The sequence below is a fragment of the Mesorhizobium sp. genome, assembly GCF_004963255.1.
GTDB lineage: Bacteria > Pseudomonadota > Alphaproteobacteria > Rhizobiales > Rhizobiaceae > Mesorhizobium.
In genome coordinates this window covers 165916-180640 of record NZ_SUGA01000006.1, presented here as the reverse complement: position 1 = coordinate 180640, position 14725 = coordinate 165916, and the positions used below count along the sequence as shown (strand labels likewise).

At 62.7% G+C, this 14725-nt stretch carries 19 protein-coding genes and 1 pseudogene; 9 read left to right on the top strand and 11 right to left on the bottom strand.

From position 1 onward, the window contains the following. Positions 1–29 precede the first annotated feature (29 nt). The 4 genes from aztC (at position 30) to E5X34_RS10020 (ending at position 2397) form a co-directional block, all read left to right on the top strand. Positions 30–971 (top strand): zinc ABC transporter substrate-binding protein AztC, encoded by a 942-nt coding sequence (aztC, locus tag E5X34_RS10035; RefSeq protein WP_292563596.1) that lies wholly within the window; start codon positions 30–32, stop codon positions 969–971. Between the two features lie 130 nt (positions 972–1101). Further along, a complete protein-coding gene (locus tag E5X34_RS10030; RefSeq protein ID WP_292563594.1) occupies positions 1102–1524 on the top strand; it encodes a YeeE/YedE thiosulfate transporter family protein in 423 nt (140 codons plus the stop codon). 3 nt (positions 1525–1527) lie between these two features. Next, positions 1528–1965: a DUF6691 family protein gene (locus tag E5X34_RS10025; protein WP_292563591.1), complete on the top strand. Its 438-nt coding sequence runs from the start codon at positions 1528–1530 to the stop codon at positions 1963–1965. 93 nt (positions 1966–2058) lie between these two features. After that, positions 2059–2397 carry a TIGR01244 family sulfur transferase gene (locus E5X34_RS10020; protein ID WP_292563588.1) on the top strand — a complete coding sequence of 113 codons (339 nt, stop codon included), beginning with the start codon at positions 2059–2061 and terminating at the stop codon, positions 2395–2397. 117 nt (positions 2398–2514) lie between these two features. Here E5X34_RS10020 and E5X34_RS10015 read toward each other — a convergent pair whose 3' ends face one another. Continuing rightward, positions 2515–2982, bottom strand: a complete 468-nt coding sequence (locus E5X34_RS10015; RefSeq protein WP_042646286.1) for an Lrp/AsnC family transcriptional regulator — start codon at positions 2980–2982, stop codon at positions 2515–2517. 138 nt (positions 2983–3120) lie between these two features. On the opposite strand from E5X34_RS10015, the gene hppD reads away from it, so the two are divergent. The 3 genes from hppD to E5X34_RS10000 are packed head-to-tail and all read left to right on the top strand — an operon-like array spanning position 3121 to position 4891. Continuing rightward, positions 3121–4236 (top strand): 4-hydroxyphenylpyruvate dioxygenase, encoded by a 1116-nt coding sequence (gene hppD, locus E5X34_RS10010; RefSeq protein WP_292563585.1) that lies wholly within the window; start codon positions 3121–3123, stop codon positions 4234–4236. A gap of 56 nt (positions 4237–4292) precedes the next feature. Further along, positions 4293–4520 (top strand): type II toxin-antitoxin system prevent-host-death family antitoxin, encoded by a 228-nt coding sequence (locus E5X34_RS10005; protein WP_292563582.1) that lies wholly within the window; start codon positions 4293–4295, stop codon positions 4518–4520. Then, positions 4517–4891 (top strand): type II toxin-antitoxin system VapC family toxin, encoded by a 375-nt coding sequence (locus tag E5X34_RS10000; RefSeq protein ID WP_292563580.1) that lies wholly within the window; start codon positions 4517–4519, stop codon positions 4889–4891. The genes E5X34_RS10005 and E5X34_RS10000 overlap by 4 nt, the downstream gene beginning before the upstream one ends. Here the strand turns inward: E5X34_RS10000 and E5X34_RS09995 are convergent. The 7 genes and pseudogenes from E5X34_RS09995 to hmgA all read right to left on the bottom strand — a co-directional run. Continuing rightward, positions 4892–4978, bottom strand: a pseudogene (locus E5X34_RS09995) (damage-inducible protein DinB); the annotation flags it as partial. It lies immediately after the preceding gene. Between the two features lie 48 nt (positions 4979–5026). Then, positions 5027–5353 carry a BrnA antitoxin family protein gene (locus E5X34_RS09990; RefSeq protein WP_292563578.1) on the bottom strand — a complete coding sequence of 109 codons (327 nt, stop codon included), beginning with the start codon at positions 5351–5353 and terminating at the stop codon, positions 5027–5029. Next, complete coding sequence (locus tag E5X34_RS09985) at positions 5340–5597, bottom strand: BrnT family toxin (RefSeq protein ID WP_292563575.1); 258 nt, start codon at positions 5595–5597, stop codon at positions 5340–5342. Before E5X34_RS09985 ends, E5X34_RS09990 begins: the two co-directional genes overlap by 14 nt. A gap of 75 nt (positions 5598–5672) precedes the next feature. Beyond that, on the bottom strand, positions 5673–6209 hold the full coding sequence (locus E5X34_RS09980) for a DinB family protein (protein WP_292563572.1): 537 nt from the start codon (positions 6207–6209) through the stop codon (positions 5673–5675). Between the two features lie 26 nt (positions 6210–6235). After that, entirely contained in the window at positions 6236–7249 is a 1014-nt protein-coding gene (locus E5X34_RS09975) for a fumarylacetoacetate hydrolase family protein (protein ID WP_292563569.1), read from the bottom strand. After that, on the bottom strand, positions 7246–8145 hold the full coding sequence (locus E5X34_RS09970; protein ID WP_292563566.1) for an MBL fold metallo-hydrolase: 900 nt from the start codon (positions 8143–8145) through the stop codon (positions 7246–7248). The genes E5X34_RS09975 and E5X34_RS09970 overlap by 4 nt, the downstream gene beginning before the upstream one ends. Next, the gene (gene hmgA, locus E5X34_RS09965; protein WP_292563563.1) at positions 8142–9455 is read right to left on the bottom strand and encodes a homogentisate 1,2-dioxygenase; all 1314 of its coding nucleotides are present in this window, start codon (positions 9453–9455) and stop codon (positions 8142–8144) included. The genes E5X34_RS09970 and hmgA overlap by 4 nt, the downstream gene beginning before the upstream one ends. 128 nt (positions 9456–9583) lie before the next feature. Between hmgA and E5X34_RS09960 the strand changes: the two genes are divergently transcribed. Then, positions 9584–10030, top strand: coding sequence for a MarR family transcriptional regulator (locus E5X34_RS09960; RefSeq protein ID WP_292563560.1), 447 nt, complete (start codon positions 9584–9586; stop codon positions 10028–10030). 41 nt (positions 10031–10071) lie between these two features. Here E5X34_RS09960 and tdh read toward each other — a convergent pair whose 3' ends face one another. Genes tdh through E5X34_RS09945 form a run of 3 tightly spaced genes read right to left on the bottom strand, consistent with a single transcriptional unit; the run spans position 10072 to position 12507 of the window. Beyond that, entirely contained in the window at positions 10072–11106 is a 1035-nt protein-coding gene (gene tdh / locus E5X34_RS09955) for an L-threonine 3-dehydrogenase (protein ID WP_042646380.1), read from the bottom strand. Between the two features lie 52 nt (positions 11107–11158). Continuing rightward, complete coding sequence (locus E5X34_RS09950) at positions 11159–12346, bottom strand: glycine C-acetyltransferase (RefSeq protein WP_292563555.1); 1188 nt, start codon at positions 12344–12346, stop codon at positions 11159–11161. Continuing rightward, entirely contained in the window at positions 12343–12507 is a 165-nt protein-coding gene (locus E5X34_RS09945) for a hypothetical protein (RefSeq protein WP_292563552.1), read from the bottom strand. Before E5X34_RS09945 ends, E5X34_RS09950 begins: the two co-directional genes overlap by 4 nt. Before the next feature lie 139 nt (positions 12508–12646). On the opposite strand from E5X34_RS09945, the gene E5X34_RS09940 reads away from it, so the two are divergent. Next, entirely contained in the window at positions 12647–14716 is a 2070-nt protein-coding gene (locus E5X34_RS09940) for an EAL domain-containing protein (RefSeq protein WP_292563549.1), read from the top strand. Positions 14717–14725: the final 9 nt, after the last annotated feature.

The window sequence follows — 14725 nt, the reverse complement described above, 5'->3', positions numbered from 1 at the left end:
CCAATCCCCAAGCAAGGAGACTGTCCCAGATGCTGAAATCCTTCCGTGCCGCCCTGGCGTTGAGCGTTATAACATTAAGCGCCTTCGCGACCTCTTCCGCCTTCGCGGCGCCGCTCAAAGTGGTGGCGAGCTTCACCGTGATTGCCGATTTCGCGAAGAATGTCGGCGGCGACCGGGTCAACATCACCACCATTGTCGGGCCGGACGGCGACGCGCATGTCTATGAGCCGAGCCCGGCCGACGCGGTGGCGATGGCAGGCGCCGACGTGGTTCTGGTCAACGGCCTACATTTCGAAGGTTTCCTGCAACGCCTGGTCGATGCCAGCGCCACCAAGGCCGCGATCGTGACGCTGACCAAGGGTGTCACGCCGATCGACTTCAAGCCGGAATTCGCCGATGCGGACGCCGCCGAAGGCGCCGGCACGGGCGGCGGCAAGACCGTCACCGATCCGCACGCCTTCCAGTCGATCGCCAATGCCAGGATCTATGTGAAGAACATCGCCGAGGCTTTCTGCGCGGCCGACAGTGGGGGTTGCGACAGCTACAAGGCCAACGCCGCCGCCTACACCACCAAGCTTGACGCGCTGGAAGGCGAAGTGAAGGCCGCGATCCAGTCTATCCCGGAAGCCAAGCGCGTCGTCATCACCTCGCATGACGCCTTCGGCTATTTCGAGCATGAATACGGCCTGACCTTCCTGGCACCGCAGGGCATCTCGACCGATTCCGAGCCTTCCGCGGCCGACGTCGCCAAGCTGGTCGAGCAGGTGAAGCAGGACAAGGCTGCGGCGATCTTCGTGGAAAACATCACCAATCCGCGGCTGATCGAGCAGATTGCCGGTGAGACCGGCATCAAGGTCGGCGGCACGCTCTATTCGGACGCGCTGTCGGGGTCGGACGGCCCGGCCTCGACCTATATCGACATGATGCACAACAACATCACGCAGATCAAAGGCGCGATCCTGGGAAGTTGAGCCCGGCTTGTCGGGCGTGGCGAAACGGCCAACGCCGCCTTTCCAGCCGGACCATTTCCGGCTGGATTCCCATGCGAAAATGCCTATCTGCTGAAAGAGCATCTCCTGATCGACGCGGATTGGCCTTTCCATGACCGACTTCACGCCTTTCCAGTCTCTGCTTGGCGGAGCCCTTATCGGCCTGTCGGCCGTGCTGCTGATGGCCTTGCATGGCCGCATTGCGGGAATGACCGGGATATTGACCGGCGTTATCCCGCCGGTGTCCGCCGACTGGAAGTGGCGCGCTGCCTTTCTCGCCGGCGCGATCGGCGCGCCGTTGCTGATCCAACTCGCCGGCAAGGATATCGAATTGAATGTGCCGGTGCCGACGGTGGCCCTTATCGTCGGCGGCTTTCTCGTCGGTGTCGGCGTGCATTTCGGCGGTGGTTGTCCGAGCGGCCACGGCATTTGCGGCATCGCGCGACTGTCGCCGCGCTCGTTCGTCGCCGTCGCGACCTTCATGGCCACAGCCTTCGCCACTGTTTTTGTCGCCCGTCATGTGATTGGAGGCTGAACCATGAGCAAGCTCGCCTCGGCCTTCCTGATCGGCGGACTTTTCGGTTTGGGCATTGCCGTGTCCGGCATGATCAATCCGGCGAAGGTGCTGAATTTCTTCGACATCGCCGGAAGCTGGGACCCCAGCCTGATCTTCGTGATGGGCGGCGGCCTGGCCGTGGCCTTCGCCGGTTACCGTCTCATATTCGCCCGACGCAAGAGACCGGTGTTCGAAACGGCTTTCGCCTTGCCGGGCAGGAAGGACATCGACAGCCAACTCGTCGGCGGCGCCGCGCTGTTCGGCATCGGCTGGGGCATCGCCGGCTTTTGTCCAGGCGGCGCCATTCCGGCGCTCGGCCTTGGCCGCACGGAGACGCTTATCTTCGTCGTCGCGATGGTGGCGGGCATCGCGGTGGCGCGCTTGGCCAGTATCCGGCTTGCCCGCGTGGCGACTACATAGGATTTTTCGCCAAGGCAGTGGTTGCCCCCCGGTCCGCAGAGTGGCAGAACTGCGCCCAAGCCAACAGGCGCCTAGGATTGCGAGGACGACACCATGGAATACCGCCAGATCAGCGACGACTATTCGGTCTCCGGCCAGATCCAGCCGCAGGATATCGCCGCCATCAAGGACGCCGGGTTCAAGAGCGTGATCTGCAACAGGCCGGATGACGAGCAGCCTGGCCAGCCTTCGGCCGAAAGCGTTCAGGCCGCGGCCGAGGCGGCAGGCCTCGCCTTCCGTTACATTCCGGTCATCAGCGGCCAGATCACCATGGACAATGTCGAGGATCAGGCAGCCGCGCTCGACGAGCTCGAAGGGCCGGTGTTCGCTTACTGCCGCTCCGGCGCGCGCTGCACCAACCTTTACGGGCTGATCCAGCAGCAGTGCGGCTGACGATTTGCCGAGAAGCGGCTTAAATCGGCAGCGCGCCGGTCTCCTTAAAGTACGTGAGCACCGGAAGCGCAGGAAGCCGCCATTTGCAGGCCGGCCTCACCTGAATATCGGCACACTTTAAATCGGCAGCGCGCCGGTTTCCTTCAGCGTCTCCAGCACGATCGCCGTCTTCACATGCTGCACGGATTCATGCGGCAGCAGAACGCCGTTGACGAACTCCGACAGTGACTTGAGGTCAGGCGTCACCACCTTCAGGATATAATCCATCTCGCCGGTAAGCGCGTGCGCCTCCTGCACCTCGGGCAGGCGCGCCACCAGTTCGCCGAAGCGGCGGGCATTGTCGCGGTTGTGGGTGGCCAGGGTCACCGAGATGACGTTGACCAGCGAAAAGCCGAGACGATCGCGGTCGAGCACGGCGCGGTAGCCCTTGATGTAGCCATCGTCCTCCAGCCGCTGGCGGCGGCGCGAGCATTGCGAGGGCGACAGGTTCACGCGCTCCGAAAGATCGTTGTTGGTGTATCGCGCATCGTCCTGCAGAAGCGCCATTATCTTGCGGTCAAACTGGTCAAGGCGCGCATCGTCCATGCGTATTCCTCCAATCATGCACAATTTGCGCACATGATGCACATTATGGGCGACTGAATGCAAGCACCGTGCGGCGGCTCCGCGCTATCCTGATGAAAGACGGCCAAGCCCGGCCGCAACAGCTTTCGGAGGATTGCCATGGGCCCCTTCCCGCACGACGCGCCACCCGCGAAAATCAGCAAGCAAAATCCCGCCGGCACCGACGGTTTCGAATTCGTCGAATTTGCGCATCCGGAGCCCGCCAAGCTCGCCGAACTCTTCACCCGCATGGGCTATGTCGCAGTGGCGAGGCATCGCTCGAAGGACATCACCGTCTGGCGCCAGGGCGACATCAACTATGTCGTCAATGCCGAGCCGGGCTCGCATGCGATGAAGTTCGTCGAAAAGCATGGCCCTTGCGCCGCCTCGATGGCCTGGCGCGTGGTCGATGCCAAGCACGCCTTCGAGCACGCCGTGTCGAAGGGTGCGACGCCCTATGAAGGCACCGACAAGGCGCTCGACGTGCCGGCAATCGTCGGCATCGGCGGTTCGCTGCTCTATTTCATCGAAGCCTATGGCGAGAAGGGCTCGGCCTACGATGCCGAGTTCGAATGGCTGGGCGCGCGCGACCCCAAGCCTGAAGGCGTTGGCTTCTATTTCCTCGACCACCTCACCCACAATGTCTATCGCGGCAACATGGACAAATGGTGGGATTTTTATCGCGACCTGTTCGGCTTCAAGCAGATCCATTTCTTCGACATCGACGGCAAGATCACCGGCCTGGTGAGCCGCGCCATCACCTCGCCCTGCGGCAAGATCCGCATTCCGCTGAACGAGTCTAAGGACGAGACCAGCCAGATCGCCGAATATCTGAAGAAGTATAATGGCGAAGGCATCCAGCATATCGCCGTCGGCACCGACGCCATCTACGAGGCAACCGACAAGCTGGCCGCCAATGGGCTGAAGTTCATGCCAGGCCCGCCCGACACCTATTACGAGATGTCGCATGAGCGCGTGCACGGCCATGACGAGCCGATCGAGCGCATGAAGAAGCACGGCATCCTGATCGACGGCGAAGGCGTGGTCGACGGCGGCATGACCAAGATCCTGCTGCAGATTTTCTCCAGGACCGTAATCGGCCCGATCTTCTTCGAGTTCATCCAGCGCAAAGGCGACGAAGGCTTTGGCGAAGGCAATTTCCGCGCCTTGTTCGAGTCGATCGAGCAGGACCAGATCAAGCGCGGCGTTATCAAGCTGAGCGGCAAGGCGGCGTAGAGCCGGCTTGCGGCTCGACTTCTTATGACCTAAATTCTGGTCATAAGAGGTCGACTATGAACATTCCAATGGCAAAAGCCAAGGCGCAGCTTTCCGAGTTGGTCAAACGTGCCCAGGCTGGCGAAAAGATCCATCTGACAAAGCATGGAGAGGTTGTCGCAACCTTGAGCGCTCCCATTCGGCCTGGCGGGAGCAAAGGCCTGTTTGGGGCGCTGAAGGGCCAAATCTGGATAGCGGACGATTTTGATGAACTCGGTCCCGAATGGGACGAGTATACTAAATGAGCCCCAGATATCTGGTCGACACCCATATTCTCCTTTGGGTGCTCAACGCCGACTCACGTCTTTCGGATCACCATCGCGACATTTTTCTGGCGGGCAAGGATGTGACCGTCAGCGCCATCTCAGTGGCCGAGATTGCCATCAAGAGGTCGCTCGGCAAAATCACACTCACTGGCAACATCGTCGACATTCTGCAATCGAATGGAATTCCAATCCTCGGGGTGAATGAACTGCATGCGGCAAGGCTTGAACACCTGCCGCTCCATCATCGCGATCCCTTTGACCGCCTGCTCATCGCACAGGCTCAAATTGAAGGCCTGACTCTGGTCACCGCGGATCGGCATTTCTCAGCTTATGATGTCGCGCTGGCTTGATCATTCCAGCCCCAGCCGCTCGACCTCGTCCCTTCTCAGCTTGATGTCGTAGTCGAGCAGAAACTCATCCAATTGCGGCGGCGCGACTAAATGTGGCGCGCCGAGCCATTGGCGTCGATGCGGTGGTGTTTAAAGCTACTTTTGGAGGCCGGCGGCTTTGCGCAGGATATCGTTGATGCGGCTCTGCCAGCCGGGTCCGCCGGCACGGAAGCGGGCAACCACATCGCTATCGAGGCGCAGCGTCACCTGTTTCTTCGGATTGTCGAGCGCCGGCCGGCCGCGCGAACGGCGAATGCTTTCGGCAAGATCCGGAAACACGTCGATGAAGGGACGAGCGTTCCGAAAATCCTCCTCGGTCCATTCGGGATTGTCCGAAACGGCGTCCCAATCTTTCTGGGTAAAGCCCTTGCCTGGCTTGAATTCCTTGTCAGGCTTCGTGATGTGCAGCTTAGTTTTCGCCATCGAACAATCGCCTTTCCGTCTGGTTGGCCGGCCGCATCGAAACAATCGAGATGCCTTCGGAGCCAAGTCGGGCAAAGACCACGGCAACCACGCCGCTAACTATCCGGCCAATCGCCATGAAACGACCGGCTTTAGCCGCCCGGATCGTCGACGCAAGGAAAAACTCCTCGTCCAACGCAGCAAAATCCAAGCCGTGTTTGTCAATGTTGGCCAACCGTTTCGTTTCATCCCAAACGATCCTCATCTGAATTTATGTACCTACAATAATTAAGTCAACAATTTTTGTAACTACGATAATTCCCGAAGCGCTCTCGCTCGTTCACAGCCCTAGCCGTGCGACCTCGTCCTTCCTGAGCTTAATGTCGTAGTCGAGCAAAAACTCATCCAATTGCGGCGGCGCTACCGAGGTGCCGGAGAGCATGGCATGCACCTGGCCGCGATGATGGATGTCGTGCAGGAAGACGTGGGCGAGGATGTCGCCGATGCGTTCGGGGATCTTGCCATCCTCGCGTCGGTCGGTGATGACTCGCCGGTCGAGATCGGCTTCCGACAGGCCGTCGCAGAAAGCGATCAGCCTGTGGTCGAAATCCGCCTGTGCCGCCGCCAGGCTCGCCGCATCGTCGAACGGCACGAAAGTGTCGTATGCCGAGGCGCCGAGACCACCATCGGTCAGGAAATCGAGATAGAGACGGTCGACCGCGAGGATGTGGTTGAGCGTCTCCCGGATCGATGGAAAGAAGCTGGTGCGACCGGCCTCGAACTCGCCGGGCTGCAACGCAAGCACGGCGCGGTAGAGCCGGTCGTTCGACCACAGATTGTTGCGCGCCATGCGGCGCAGATGCTCGAGCAGGGTCACCGTTTCGGCCTCCTCCCCGGCCGCGCCTATTTGACGTATTTCTCGACCTTCTGCTCGATGGCACCGAAGATCGAGTGACCGGCCTTGTCCTTCATCTCGATCCGCACCGTGTCGCCGAAACGCAGGAACGGCGTCTTCGGCTCGCCGCTTTCGATGGTCTCGATCATGCGCAGTTCGGCGATGCAGGAATAGCCGGCGCCGCCGGCCGAGACGGGTTTGCCCGGCCCGCCGTTCAGCTTGTTGGAAACGGTGCCGGAGCCGATGATGGTTCCGGCGGCGAGCGGCCGGGTCTTCGCGGCATGCGCGATCAGCGCCGGAAAGTCGAAGGTCATGTCGACACCGGCATTGGCGCGGCCGAAGGGCTTGCCATTGAGATCGGCGAGCAGCGGCAGGCTGACCTTGCCGCCATCCCAGGCATCGCCCAACTCGTCGGGCGTGACCGCGACAGGCGAGAAAGCCGATGAAGGTTTCGACTGGAAGAAGCCGAAGCCTTTGGCCAGCTCCGGCCCGGTAATGGCGCGCAACGTCACGTCATTGACCAGCATGACGAGGCGGATCGCCTCCCTCGCCTCTTCCAGGCTCGCGCCCATCGGCACGTCGTCGACGACGACCGCAACCTCCGCCTCCATGTCGATGCCGAAGGCTTCATCAGCCATGCGGATCGGATCGCGCGGCGCAATGAAGGAGTCAGAGCCGCCCTGGTAAATCAGCGGATCGGTCCAAAAACTTGCCGGCATCTCGGCGCCGCGCGCCTTCCGCACCAGTTCGACATGGTTCACATAGGCCGAGCCGTCGGCCCATTGATAGGCGCGCGGCAGCGGCGAATGCGCGTTGTGCTCATGGAAGCGCTCCGACGGTACCGCGTTGGTCTCGAGCGATTCCGCCAAGGTCGCGAGATGCGGAGCAATGCGGCGCCAGTCATCGAGCGCGGCCTGCAGCGTCGGCACCAGGAAGGAGGCATCGGTGAACCGCGTCAGATCGCGCGAGACCACGACCAGCTTCCCGTCGCGCGTCCCGTTCTTCAGTGTGGCAAGCTTCATGCGGTTTCCTCTCCTCGCGCGGCTTTGGCGCCGCTTAGTTGTACAACAAGGCCGTCGCGTGCGATCGTCAAGTCACCCGGCCAAGTTTTCCTGACAGCGGCGACCCAATCCGCTTCGCCAATGGCTGGATCGTCGGCCGGAATGAGGTGGTTGAGCACCAGCCGCCGCACGCCGGCATCGCTGGCGATCCGGCCGGCATCCTCAGCGAGGCTGTGGCTGGCGAAGAGGTGCTCGCGAAGTCGCGCGCCGTTGCCGGTCCGGGCGATCAGGCTTTCCACGCCTTCCTCCAGCATGGCCTCATGGACAAGAATGTCGGCCTCTTTGGCAAAGCCGGCCAGCGGCGGAAAGAAGGTCGTGTCGGCGGAAAAGACCACGCCCCTGCCGCCATGCTCGAAACGCAGCGCAAAACAGTCGGTCACCGGCGGATGGTCAACGCGCAGCGCCGTCACCGTCAGGCCTCGCTCGTCCAGAACCGAGCCTTCGCCGAACTCTTCGACCGAAACCAGCCTGCGGATATCCGGCCGACCCTCGTCGACGATGCGGATCGCGATGTCGAACTCCATCGCCCGGCAGAAATGCCGCCAGTAGTCCTGTGTGCCGGGTGGGCCGAAAACAGTCGCCGGCGTCGCCAGTCCCGCCGTCCAGGCGGTGTGGATCAGCGGCCCGAGTTCCAGAACATGGTCCGAATGGAGATGCGTGATAAAGATCAGGTCGAGCGCCTTCAGGCTGATGCCGGCATCGACCAGGCCGCGCGTGACGCCCAGCCCGCAATCGACGACGATGTTGCGTCCACCGAGTTCCAGCAGCGACGAACTCGGCCATGGCCCGCCCGGCCGCAACGCCGGACCGCCCTTGGAGCCGAGCAGCACGAGTCGGTCTGCTGCTTCGGCGCTCAAGACCAATCGCCCTCCGGCGTGCCGTTGAAACGCTTCTTCAGGTCGGCCCAGCAGTCGATATAGTTCTCCTGCAAGGTGCCGAGCTCGGCGGCGTAGCGCGTCAGCATCTGGGGAAAGCGCGTCTCGAACATGAAGGCCATGGTGTTGTCGAGCTTGACCGGCTTCAGCTCCGCACGCGTCGCCTTCTCGAAGCCGGAAGCGTCCGGTCCATGCGCCAGCATCTGATTGTGCAGGCTGATGCCGCCCGGAACAAACCCTTCTTCCTTGGCGTCGTACTGGCCATGGATCAGGCCCATGAACTCGCTCATGATGTTGCGGTGGTACCAGGGCGGCCGAAAGGTGTTTTCCGCCACCAGCCAGCGCGGCGGGAAGATGACGAAGTCGACATTGGCCGTGCCCTCCTCGCCGCTCGGCGCCGTCAGCACGGTGAAGATCGACGGGTCGGGGTGGTCGAACAGGATGGCGCCGACCGGCGAAAAGGTTGCGAGATCATATTTGTAGGGCGCGTAGTTGCCGTGCCACGCGACAACGTCGAGCGGCGAATGGCCGAGCTCGGTTGCGTGGAAGGAGCCGCACCATTTGACGATCAGCCGGCAGGGCGTCTCCTTCTCTTCGAACCAGGCGCAGGGCGTCTTGAAGTCGCGCGGGTTGGCCAGGCAATTGGCGCCGATCGGGCCGCGGTCCGGCATGGTGAATTTGGCGCCGTAATTCTCGCAGACATAGCCGCGCGCCTCCTTGTCGGCGAGCTCGACCTTGAAGACCAGCCCGCGCGGCAGCACGGCGATCTCGCCGGGCCGAAGCTCGATGACGCCCATTTCGGTGACGAAGCGCAGCGCGCCGACCTGCGGCACGACCAGCAACTCGCCGTCGGCATTGAAGAAGTGGTCGTCGACCATCGAGCGGTTGGCGACATAGACATGCGCGGCCATGCCGGATTGCCCGACAGCATCGCCGGCCGTGGTGAAGGTGCGCATGCCTGAGATGAAGTCCGTCGGCTCGGAAGGCATCGGCGTCGGATTCCAGCGGTATTGGCCGAGCGCCAGCTCATGGTCGCCGATGTTGGGTCCGGTCTTCCACAAGGGATAGCTGGCACTTTTGAAGCGGCCGGTATGCTTTACGCTCGGACGAATTCGGTAGAGCCAGGAACGCTCATTGGTGCCGCGCGGCGCGGTGAAGGGCGAGCCGGAGAGCTGCTCGGCATAAAGCCCATAGGCCGGACGCTGCGGCGAATTGCGGCCCTGCGGCAGCGAGCCGGGCAGCGTCTCGGTCTCGAAGTCATTGCCGAAGCCCGGCATATATGAAAAGCCCATCCGATCCTCCCTGATCCCGACGTCCAGCCTCACGGTGCTAGCCCGTTGGCGATGTTGACCAAACTGGTTTCATTTGTAACCATCGAAAATGTAACTATCAACGGCGCGCTGCGTCCCGGGAGCGCTTCATGGAACCTGAAATCCTCGAGCTGGAAAGCTTTCTCCCGTACCGCCTCTACCGGCTTGCGGACACCGTCAGCCGCGAGTTCTCCCGCATTTACAAGGAGCGCCACGGCCTGACGAGGCCGGAATGGCGCACGCTTTCAGGACTCGGCCAGCGCGGCACGATGACGGCGACGGAGCTCGGCCGGCAGTCGGCCATGCACAAGACCAAGGTGTCGCGCGCGGTGACCGAGCTGGAGCGCCGGCGCTGGCTGACGCGCACGCCGGACGAGATGGATCGGCGGGTCGAGCATCTGGCGCTGACCAAGGTGGGGCTTGCGGCCTATCGTGAGATGGTGCCGCTGGCGAAGGCGTTTGAACGGGAGTTGCTGGCGAGGTTGAGCGTAAAGGAGCGCGCGGCGGTTGCTACGGGAGTGGCGGCGCTGGAGGGCGCCTTGGAAGAAAAGAACTGATAGGCAGGTGCGAAGGAACTCGACGTTTCCTTAGAAGCCCCTCACCAATCCATCACCACCTTGCCCGAGCTGCCGCTGCGCATCGCATCGAATCCAACCTGGAACTCATCGATCCCAATGCGATGCGTGATCAGCCCCGACACATCGAGGGGCCCCTGCACCAGGGCGATCATCTTGTACCAGGTCTCGAACATCTCGCGGCCATAGATGCCTTTCAGATGCAGCATCTTGAAGATGACCTTGTTCCAGTCGATCTCGAAGCCGGTGGGCGCGATGCCCAAAATGGCGATCTTGCCGCCATTGTTCATGGTGTCGATCATGTCGCGGAAGGCGGGTGCTGCGCCCGACATCTCCAGGCCGACATCGAACCCTTCGCTCATGCCGATCGAAGGCATGACGTCGCGCAGCTTCTCCTTCGAGGCGTCGACGACGTGCTGAACGCCAAGCTTGCGCGCCAGGTCGAGCCGGACCGGGTTGATATCGGTGATGACGACCTTTCGCGCGCCGACGCACTGCGCCACCAGCGCGCCCATGATGCCGATCGGGCCGGCGCCGGTGACCAGCACGTCCTCGCCGACCAGATCGAAGGACAGTGCGGTGTGAACCGCATTGCCCAGCGGATCGAAGATCGCCGCGATCTCGTCCGGAACGTCGTCCGGGATCGGCACGACATTGTGCTGCGGGATCGCCATGTACTCGCCGAAGGCGCCGGGACGGTTGACGCCGACGCCCAGCGTGTTGCGGCAAAGATGCCCCCTGCCCGCGCGGCAGTTGCGGCAATGGCCGCAGACGATGTGACCCTCGCCCGAGACGCGCTGGCCGACCTTGTATTCGGTGACCGCGGCGCCGAAATCGGCGACCGTGCCGACGAATTCATGGCCCGTCACCATCGGCACCGGCACGGTCTTTTGCGCCCACTGGTCCCAATTGTAGATGTGGACGTCGGTGCCGCAGATCGCGGTTTTCTTGACCTTGATAAGCACGTCGTTGGGGCCGATCTCCGGCACCGGCACCTCTTCCATCCAGATGCCCGGCTCGGCCTTGGCCTTCACCAGCGCCTTCATCATGTTGGACATTCTTTTCTTCCTTGAATCGCTCGATCCGGGACCGTTTTTCAGCGCCAGCCGTTCACGAAATCACGCCCAGTTCCTTGCCGACCTCGCCGAACGCTTCAACCGCCCGATCGATGTCGGCGCTGGAATGGGCGGCCGACATCTGGGTGCGGATACGCGCCTGGCCCTTCGGCACCACCGGGAAGGAGAAGCCGATGACATAGATGCCGCGCTTCAGCATGCGCGCGGCCATCTCCTGCGCCAAAGCCGCATCGCCCAGCATCACCGGGATGATCGGGTGATCGGCGCCGGCCAGGGTGAAGCCCAGCTTGCCCATGCTGGAGCGGAAGCGATCCGCATTGGCATATAGGCGCTGGCGCAGCGCGTCGCCATGGCGGATCAGGTCGAACACTTTGATCGAGGCGCCGGCGATGGCCGGCATCAGCGTGTTGGAAAAGAGATAGGGCCGCGAGCGTTGGCGCAGCCAGTCGACCACCTGCCTCTTGCCGGACGTGTAGCCGCCGGAGGCGCCGCCCAGCGCCTTGCCCAGCGTGCCGGTGATGATGTCCACCCTGCCCTCGACACCGCAATGCTCGGCCGAGCCGCGGCCGTTCCTGCCCACGAAGCCGACCGCATGGCTGTCGTCGACCATCACCATCGCATCGTATTTCTCGGCCAGATCGCAGACGCCGCGCAGATTGGCGATGATGCCGTCCATCGAAAACACGCCGTCGGTGGCGATCAGCCGGAAGCGGCAGTCCTTCGCCTCCTTCAGCCGGGCCTCGAGATCGGCCATGTCGTTGTTGGCGTAGCGGAAGCGCCTGGCCTTGGAGAGCCTGACCCCGTCGATGATCGAGGCGTGGTTCAAGGCATCGGAGATGATGGCGTCCTCCTCGCCAAGCAGCGTCTCGAACAGGCCGCCATTGGCGTCGAAGCAGGAAGAATAGAGGATGGTGTCCTCCATGCCGAGGAAGGATGAGATCGTCGCCTCGAGTTCCTTGTGCTCTTCCTGCGTGCCGCAGATGAAACGCACCGAAGCCATGCCGTAGCCGTAGCGGTCGAGCGCCTGCTTTGCCGCGTCGCGCAGGTCCACGCTGTCGGCGAGGCCGAGATAGTTGTTGGCGCAGAAGTTCAGCACCTTTTCGCCGCCGACCTCGATCTCGGCGGACTGCATGGAGGAAATCACCCGCTCGGATTTGTAGAGCCCGGCCGATTTGAGGCCCTGGAGCTCGCTGTCGATGTGGGAAAGGAATGCTTTGCTCATGGGTCCAGCCCTGTTCGGTTCGAGGCCGGACTGTCGCGCCACGGCTGCAAAAAATCCATCGCAAAAGCGACCGCTTCGGTGGCGTCGCGAAGGCCGGAAGGCAATCCTTCCCGGCGACGCACCAGCAATGCGATCAAAAAGCTGTGCGCGGGAAACGACATGATAACCATCTTGCGAGCTTTGTCGCGCCGCCGCGATCGCCATCAGCCTCCTTTGCCGAGCTGTTAACCCTTTCAAGGCAAGTGTCTTCCCGTAACGAATCCAAGGCGGGAATCCGTCGACCGGAGGGTCACTTAAGTCATGTCGCAGCAGCCAGTGCAGAGCGTTTCGCGCAAGCTGATCCTGCTCATCAAGACCGGCTACTGGCTGGCGCTCACGATTATTGCCGCCATGGTGGTGGCCTCCTTCATTCTTCTGCAGCAGCTGATGGCGCAGCAGCAGCACAATGATGCCCTGCTCGACATCGTCTCGACGCAGAAGGCGCTGTCGCAGCGCATCGTCTTCCTGGCGAGCGCCACGGGCGCTGCCTCGCGCGACAAGCAGCCGGCGCTGGTAACCGCGCTCAAGCAGGCGACGGGCGAATTCGAAACCAGCTACGACCGGCTGCTCAAGGAAACCGGCGCCGATCCGCTGTCGCCGGCGCGCAACGATCCGAAGTCGATCGAATATGTGCTGTTCAACAAGCCGTTCCACCTCGATTACTTCTCGGTCGGGCTCGTCGCCAATGGCGAAAGGCTGGTCTCGTCCTTCGAGTCGCAGCTCGGCATGCAGAGCAACGGCTACAAGGCCGGTGGCGAACGCGCCGGCCTCGACGCTTCCGTCGCCAATGCGACACTGTCCGGCTATGCCGCGCTCGGCCAGCGCATCAGCGCCTTCGCCGACGCGCAGTCCAGCAACATCCTCGACCTGCACCGCACGCTGTTCTTCGCCACCCTCGGCGTGATCGTGCTGGTGGCACTGTTCATCTTCCGGCCGATGTCGAACGCCATCCTGCGCAAGACCCGCGAGCTAGTCGACGCGCGCAACTCCATGGCCTTCATCGCCGTGCATGACGGCTTGACCGGTCTCCACAACCGCACCTTCCTCACCGACCATTTCGATACGCTGATCAAGGGCGCGCACCGGCGCCGCGAGCGCCTGGCGGTGGTCCAGTTCGATCTCGACCGCTTCAAGCAGATCAACGACACGCTCGGACACGCCGCCGGCGACTATGTGCTGGTGGTGACGGCGCAGCGCATGCGCGATTCCTGCCGGGCGTCGGACCTCTGCGCTCGGCTCGGCGGCGACGAATTCGTCATGATCCTCAACGGGGCCGGCACCACCGAGGACATCCATGCGCTGGCCAAGCGCATCCTTGCCGAAATCAACGAGCCGATCACGTTCCAGGGCACGACCATCATGCCTGGCGCCAGCGCCGGCATCGCGGTCTATCCGGTCGACGCCGACAATGCGCAGGACCTGCTCGTCCATGCCGACCTCGCGCTCTATTCGGCCAAGAAGCTTGGCGGCGGCAATTTCTCCTTCTTCTCGGAGGAGTTGCGGCGCGAGCTGGACTACCGCAAGCAGCTCGAACAGGACATCCGCACGGCGATCGCCGACCGGAGCTTCGAGGTCTATTTCCAGCCGCAGGTGTCGCTGACCAGCGGCAAGATCAGCGGCATCGAGGCGCTGGTGCGCTGGAACCACGCCACGCGCGGCATGATCTCGCCCGGCGAGTTCATTCCCGTCGCCGAGAAATGCGGCTTCATGCCGGATGTCGGCCGCATCGTCATCAGCAAGGCGATCAACGAGGCCGCCGAATGGGACCGCGCCGGCATCGATTTCGGGCGCATTGCCGTCAATGTCTCGGGCACCGAGCTGCGCGAGCCTGATTTCGACGCGTTCCTGTTCGGCACGCTGGAGCGCGCCGGGCTGGCGCCGCAGAAGCTTTCGCTGGAGATCGTCGAATCCGTCATCCTCGACGACGAGAAGACCGGAATCGCCGCCAAGCTCCGCCACATCCGCGCCGCCGGCGTGCATCTGGAGCTTGACGATTTCGGCACCGGCTATGCTTCGCTGAGCCACGTCAACCCCAACGAGATCGATCGGCTGAAGATCGACCGCCGCTTCGTTCAGAACATCAACGAGAACGGCGACAACAGCAAGATCGTGCGCGCCATCACCGAGCTTGCCAGGGGGCTGGGCATCTCGATCGTCGCCGAGGGCGCCGAGACCGAGGCCGAGCTCGACTCCCTGATGGCGATCGGCTGCGACCAGGTGCAGGGCTATTCCATCGCCTTCCCGATGCCGCAGGACAAGGCGCGCGAATGGCTGGCGGCGCGCAGTCCGAAAAGGGCGAAGCTCAAAGTGCTGCAAGGCAGCCTGGGCTAGCGCAACCGT

What these genes read in the sequence shown, in the direction of transcription:
- E5X34_RS09950 (WP_292563555.1), bottom strand. Translation starts at nt 12,346, where the DNA reads ATGAGCAAAGCATTCCTTTCCCACATCGACAGCGAGCTCCAGGGCCTC.
- E5X34_RS09940 (WP_292563549.1), top strand. Translation starts at nt 12,647, where the DNA reads ATGTCGCAGCAGCCAGTGCAGAGCGTTTCGCGCAAGCTGATCCTGCTC.
- hppD (WP_292563585.1), top strand. Translation starts at nt 3,121, where the DNA reads ATGGGCCCCTTCCCGCACGACGCGCCACCCGCGAAAATCAGCAAGCAA.
- E5X34_RS10015 (WP_042646286.1), bottom strand. Translation starts at nt 2,982, where the DNA reads ATGGACGATGCGCGCCTTGACCAGTTTGACCGCAAGATAATGGCGCTT.
- E5X34_RS09975 (WP_292563569.1), bottom strand. Translation starts at nt 7,249, where the DNA reads ATGAAGCTTGCCACACTGAAGAACGGGACGCGCGACGGGAAGCTGGTC.
- E5X34_RS09945 (WP_292563552.1), bottom strand. Translation starts at nt 12,507, where the DNA reads ATGTCGTTTCCCGCGCACAGCTTTTTGATCGCATTGCTGGTGCGTCGC.
- hmgA (WP_292563563.1), bottom strand. Translation starts at nt 9,455, where the DNA reads ATGGGCTTTTCATATATGCCGGGCTTCGGCAATGACTTCGAGACCGAG.
- aztC (WP_292563596.1), top strand. Translation starts at nt 30, where the DNA reads ATGCTGAAATCCTTCCGTGCCGCCCTGGCGTTGAGCGTTATAACATTA.
- E5X34_RS10000 (WP_292563580.1), top strand. Translation starts at nt 4,517, where the DNA reads ATGAGCCCCAGATATCTGGTCGACACCCATATTCTCCTTTGGGTGCTC.
- E5X34_RS09990 (WP_292563578.1), bottom strand. Translation starts at nt 5,353, where the DNA reads ATGGCGAAAACTAAGCTGCACATCACGAAGCCTGACAAGGAATTCAAG.
- E5X34_RS10025 (WP_292563591.1), top strand. Translation starts at nt 1,528, where the DNA reads ATGAGCAAGCTCGCCTCGGCCTTCCTGATCGGCGGACTTTTCGGTTTG.
- E5X34_RS09960 (WP_292563560.1), top strand. Translation starts at nt 9,584, where the DNA reads ATGGAACCTGAAATCCTCGAGCTGGAAAGCTTTCTCCCGTACCGCCTC.
- E5X34_RS10020 (WP_292563588.1), top strand. Translation starts at nt 2,059, where the DNA reads ATGGAATACCGCCAGATCAGCGACGACTATTCGGTCTCCGGCCAGATC.
- E5X34_RS10030 (WP_292563594.1), top strand. Translation starts at nt 1,102, where the DNA reads ATGACCGACTTCACGCCTTTCCAGTCTCTGCTTGGCGGAGCCCTTATC.
- tdh (WP_042646380.1), bottom strand. Translation starts at nt 11,106, where the DNA reads ATGTCCAACATGATGAAGGCGCTGGTGAAGGCCAAGGCCGAGCCGGGC.
- E5X34_RS10005 (WP_292563582.1), top strand. Translation starts at nt 4,293, where the DNA reads ATGAACATTCCAATGGCAAAAGCCAAGGCGCAGCTTTCCGAGTTGGTC.
- E5X34_RS09985 (WP_292563575.1), bottom strand. Translation starts at nt 5,597, where the DNA reads ATGAGGATCGTTTGGGATGAAACGAAACGGTTGGCCAACATTGACAAA.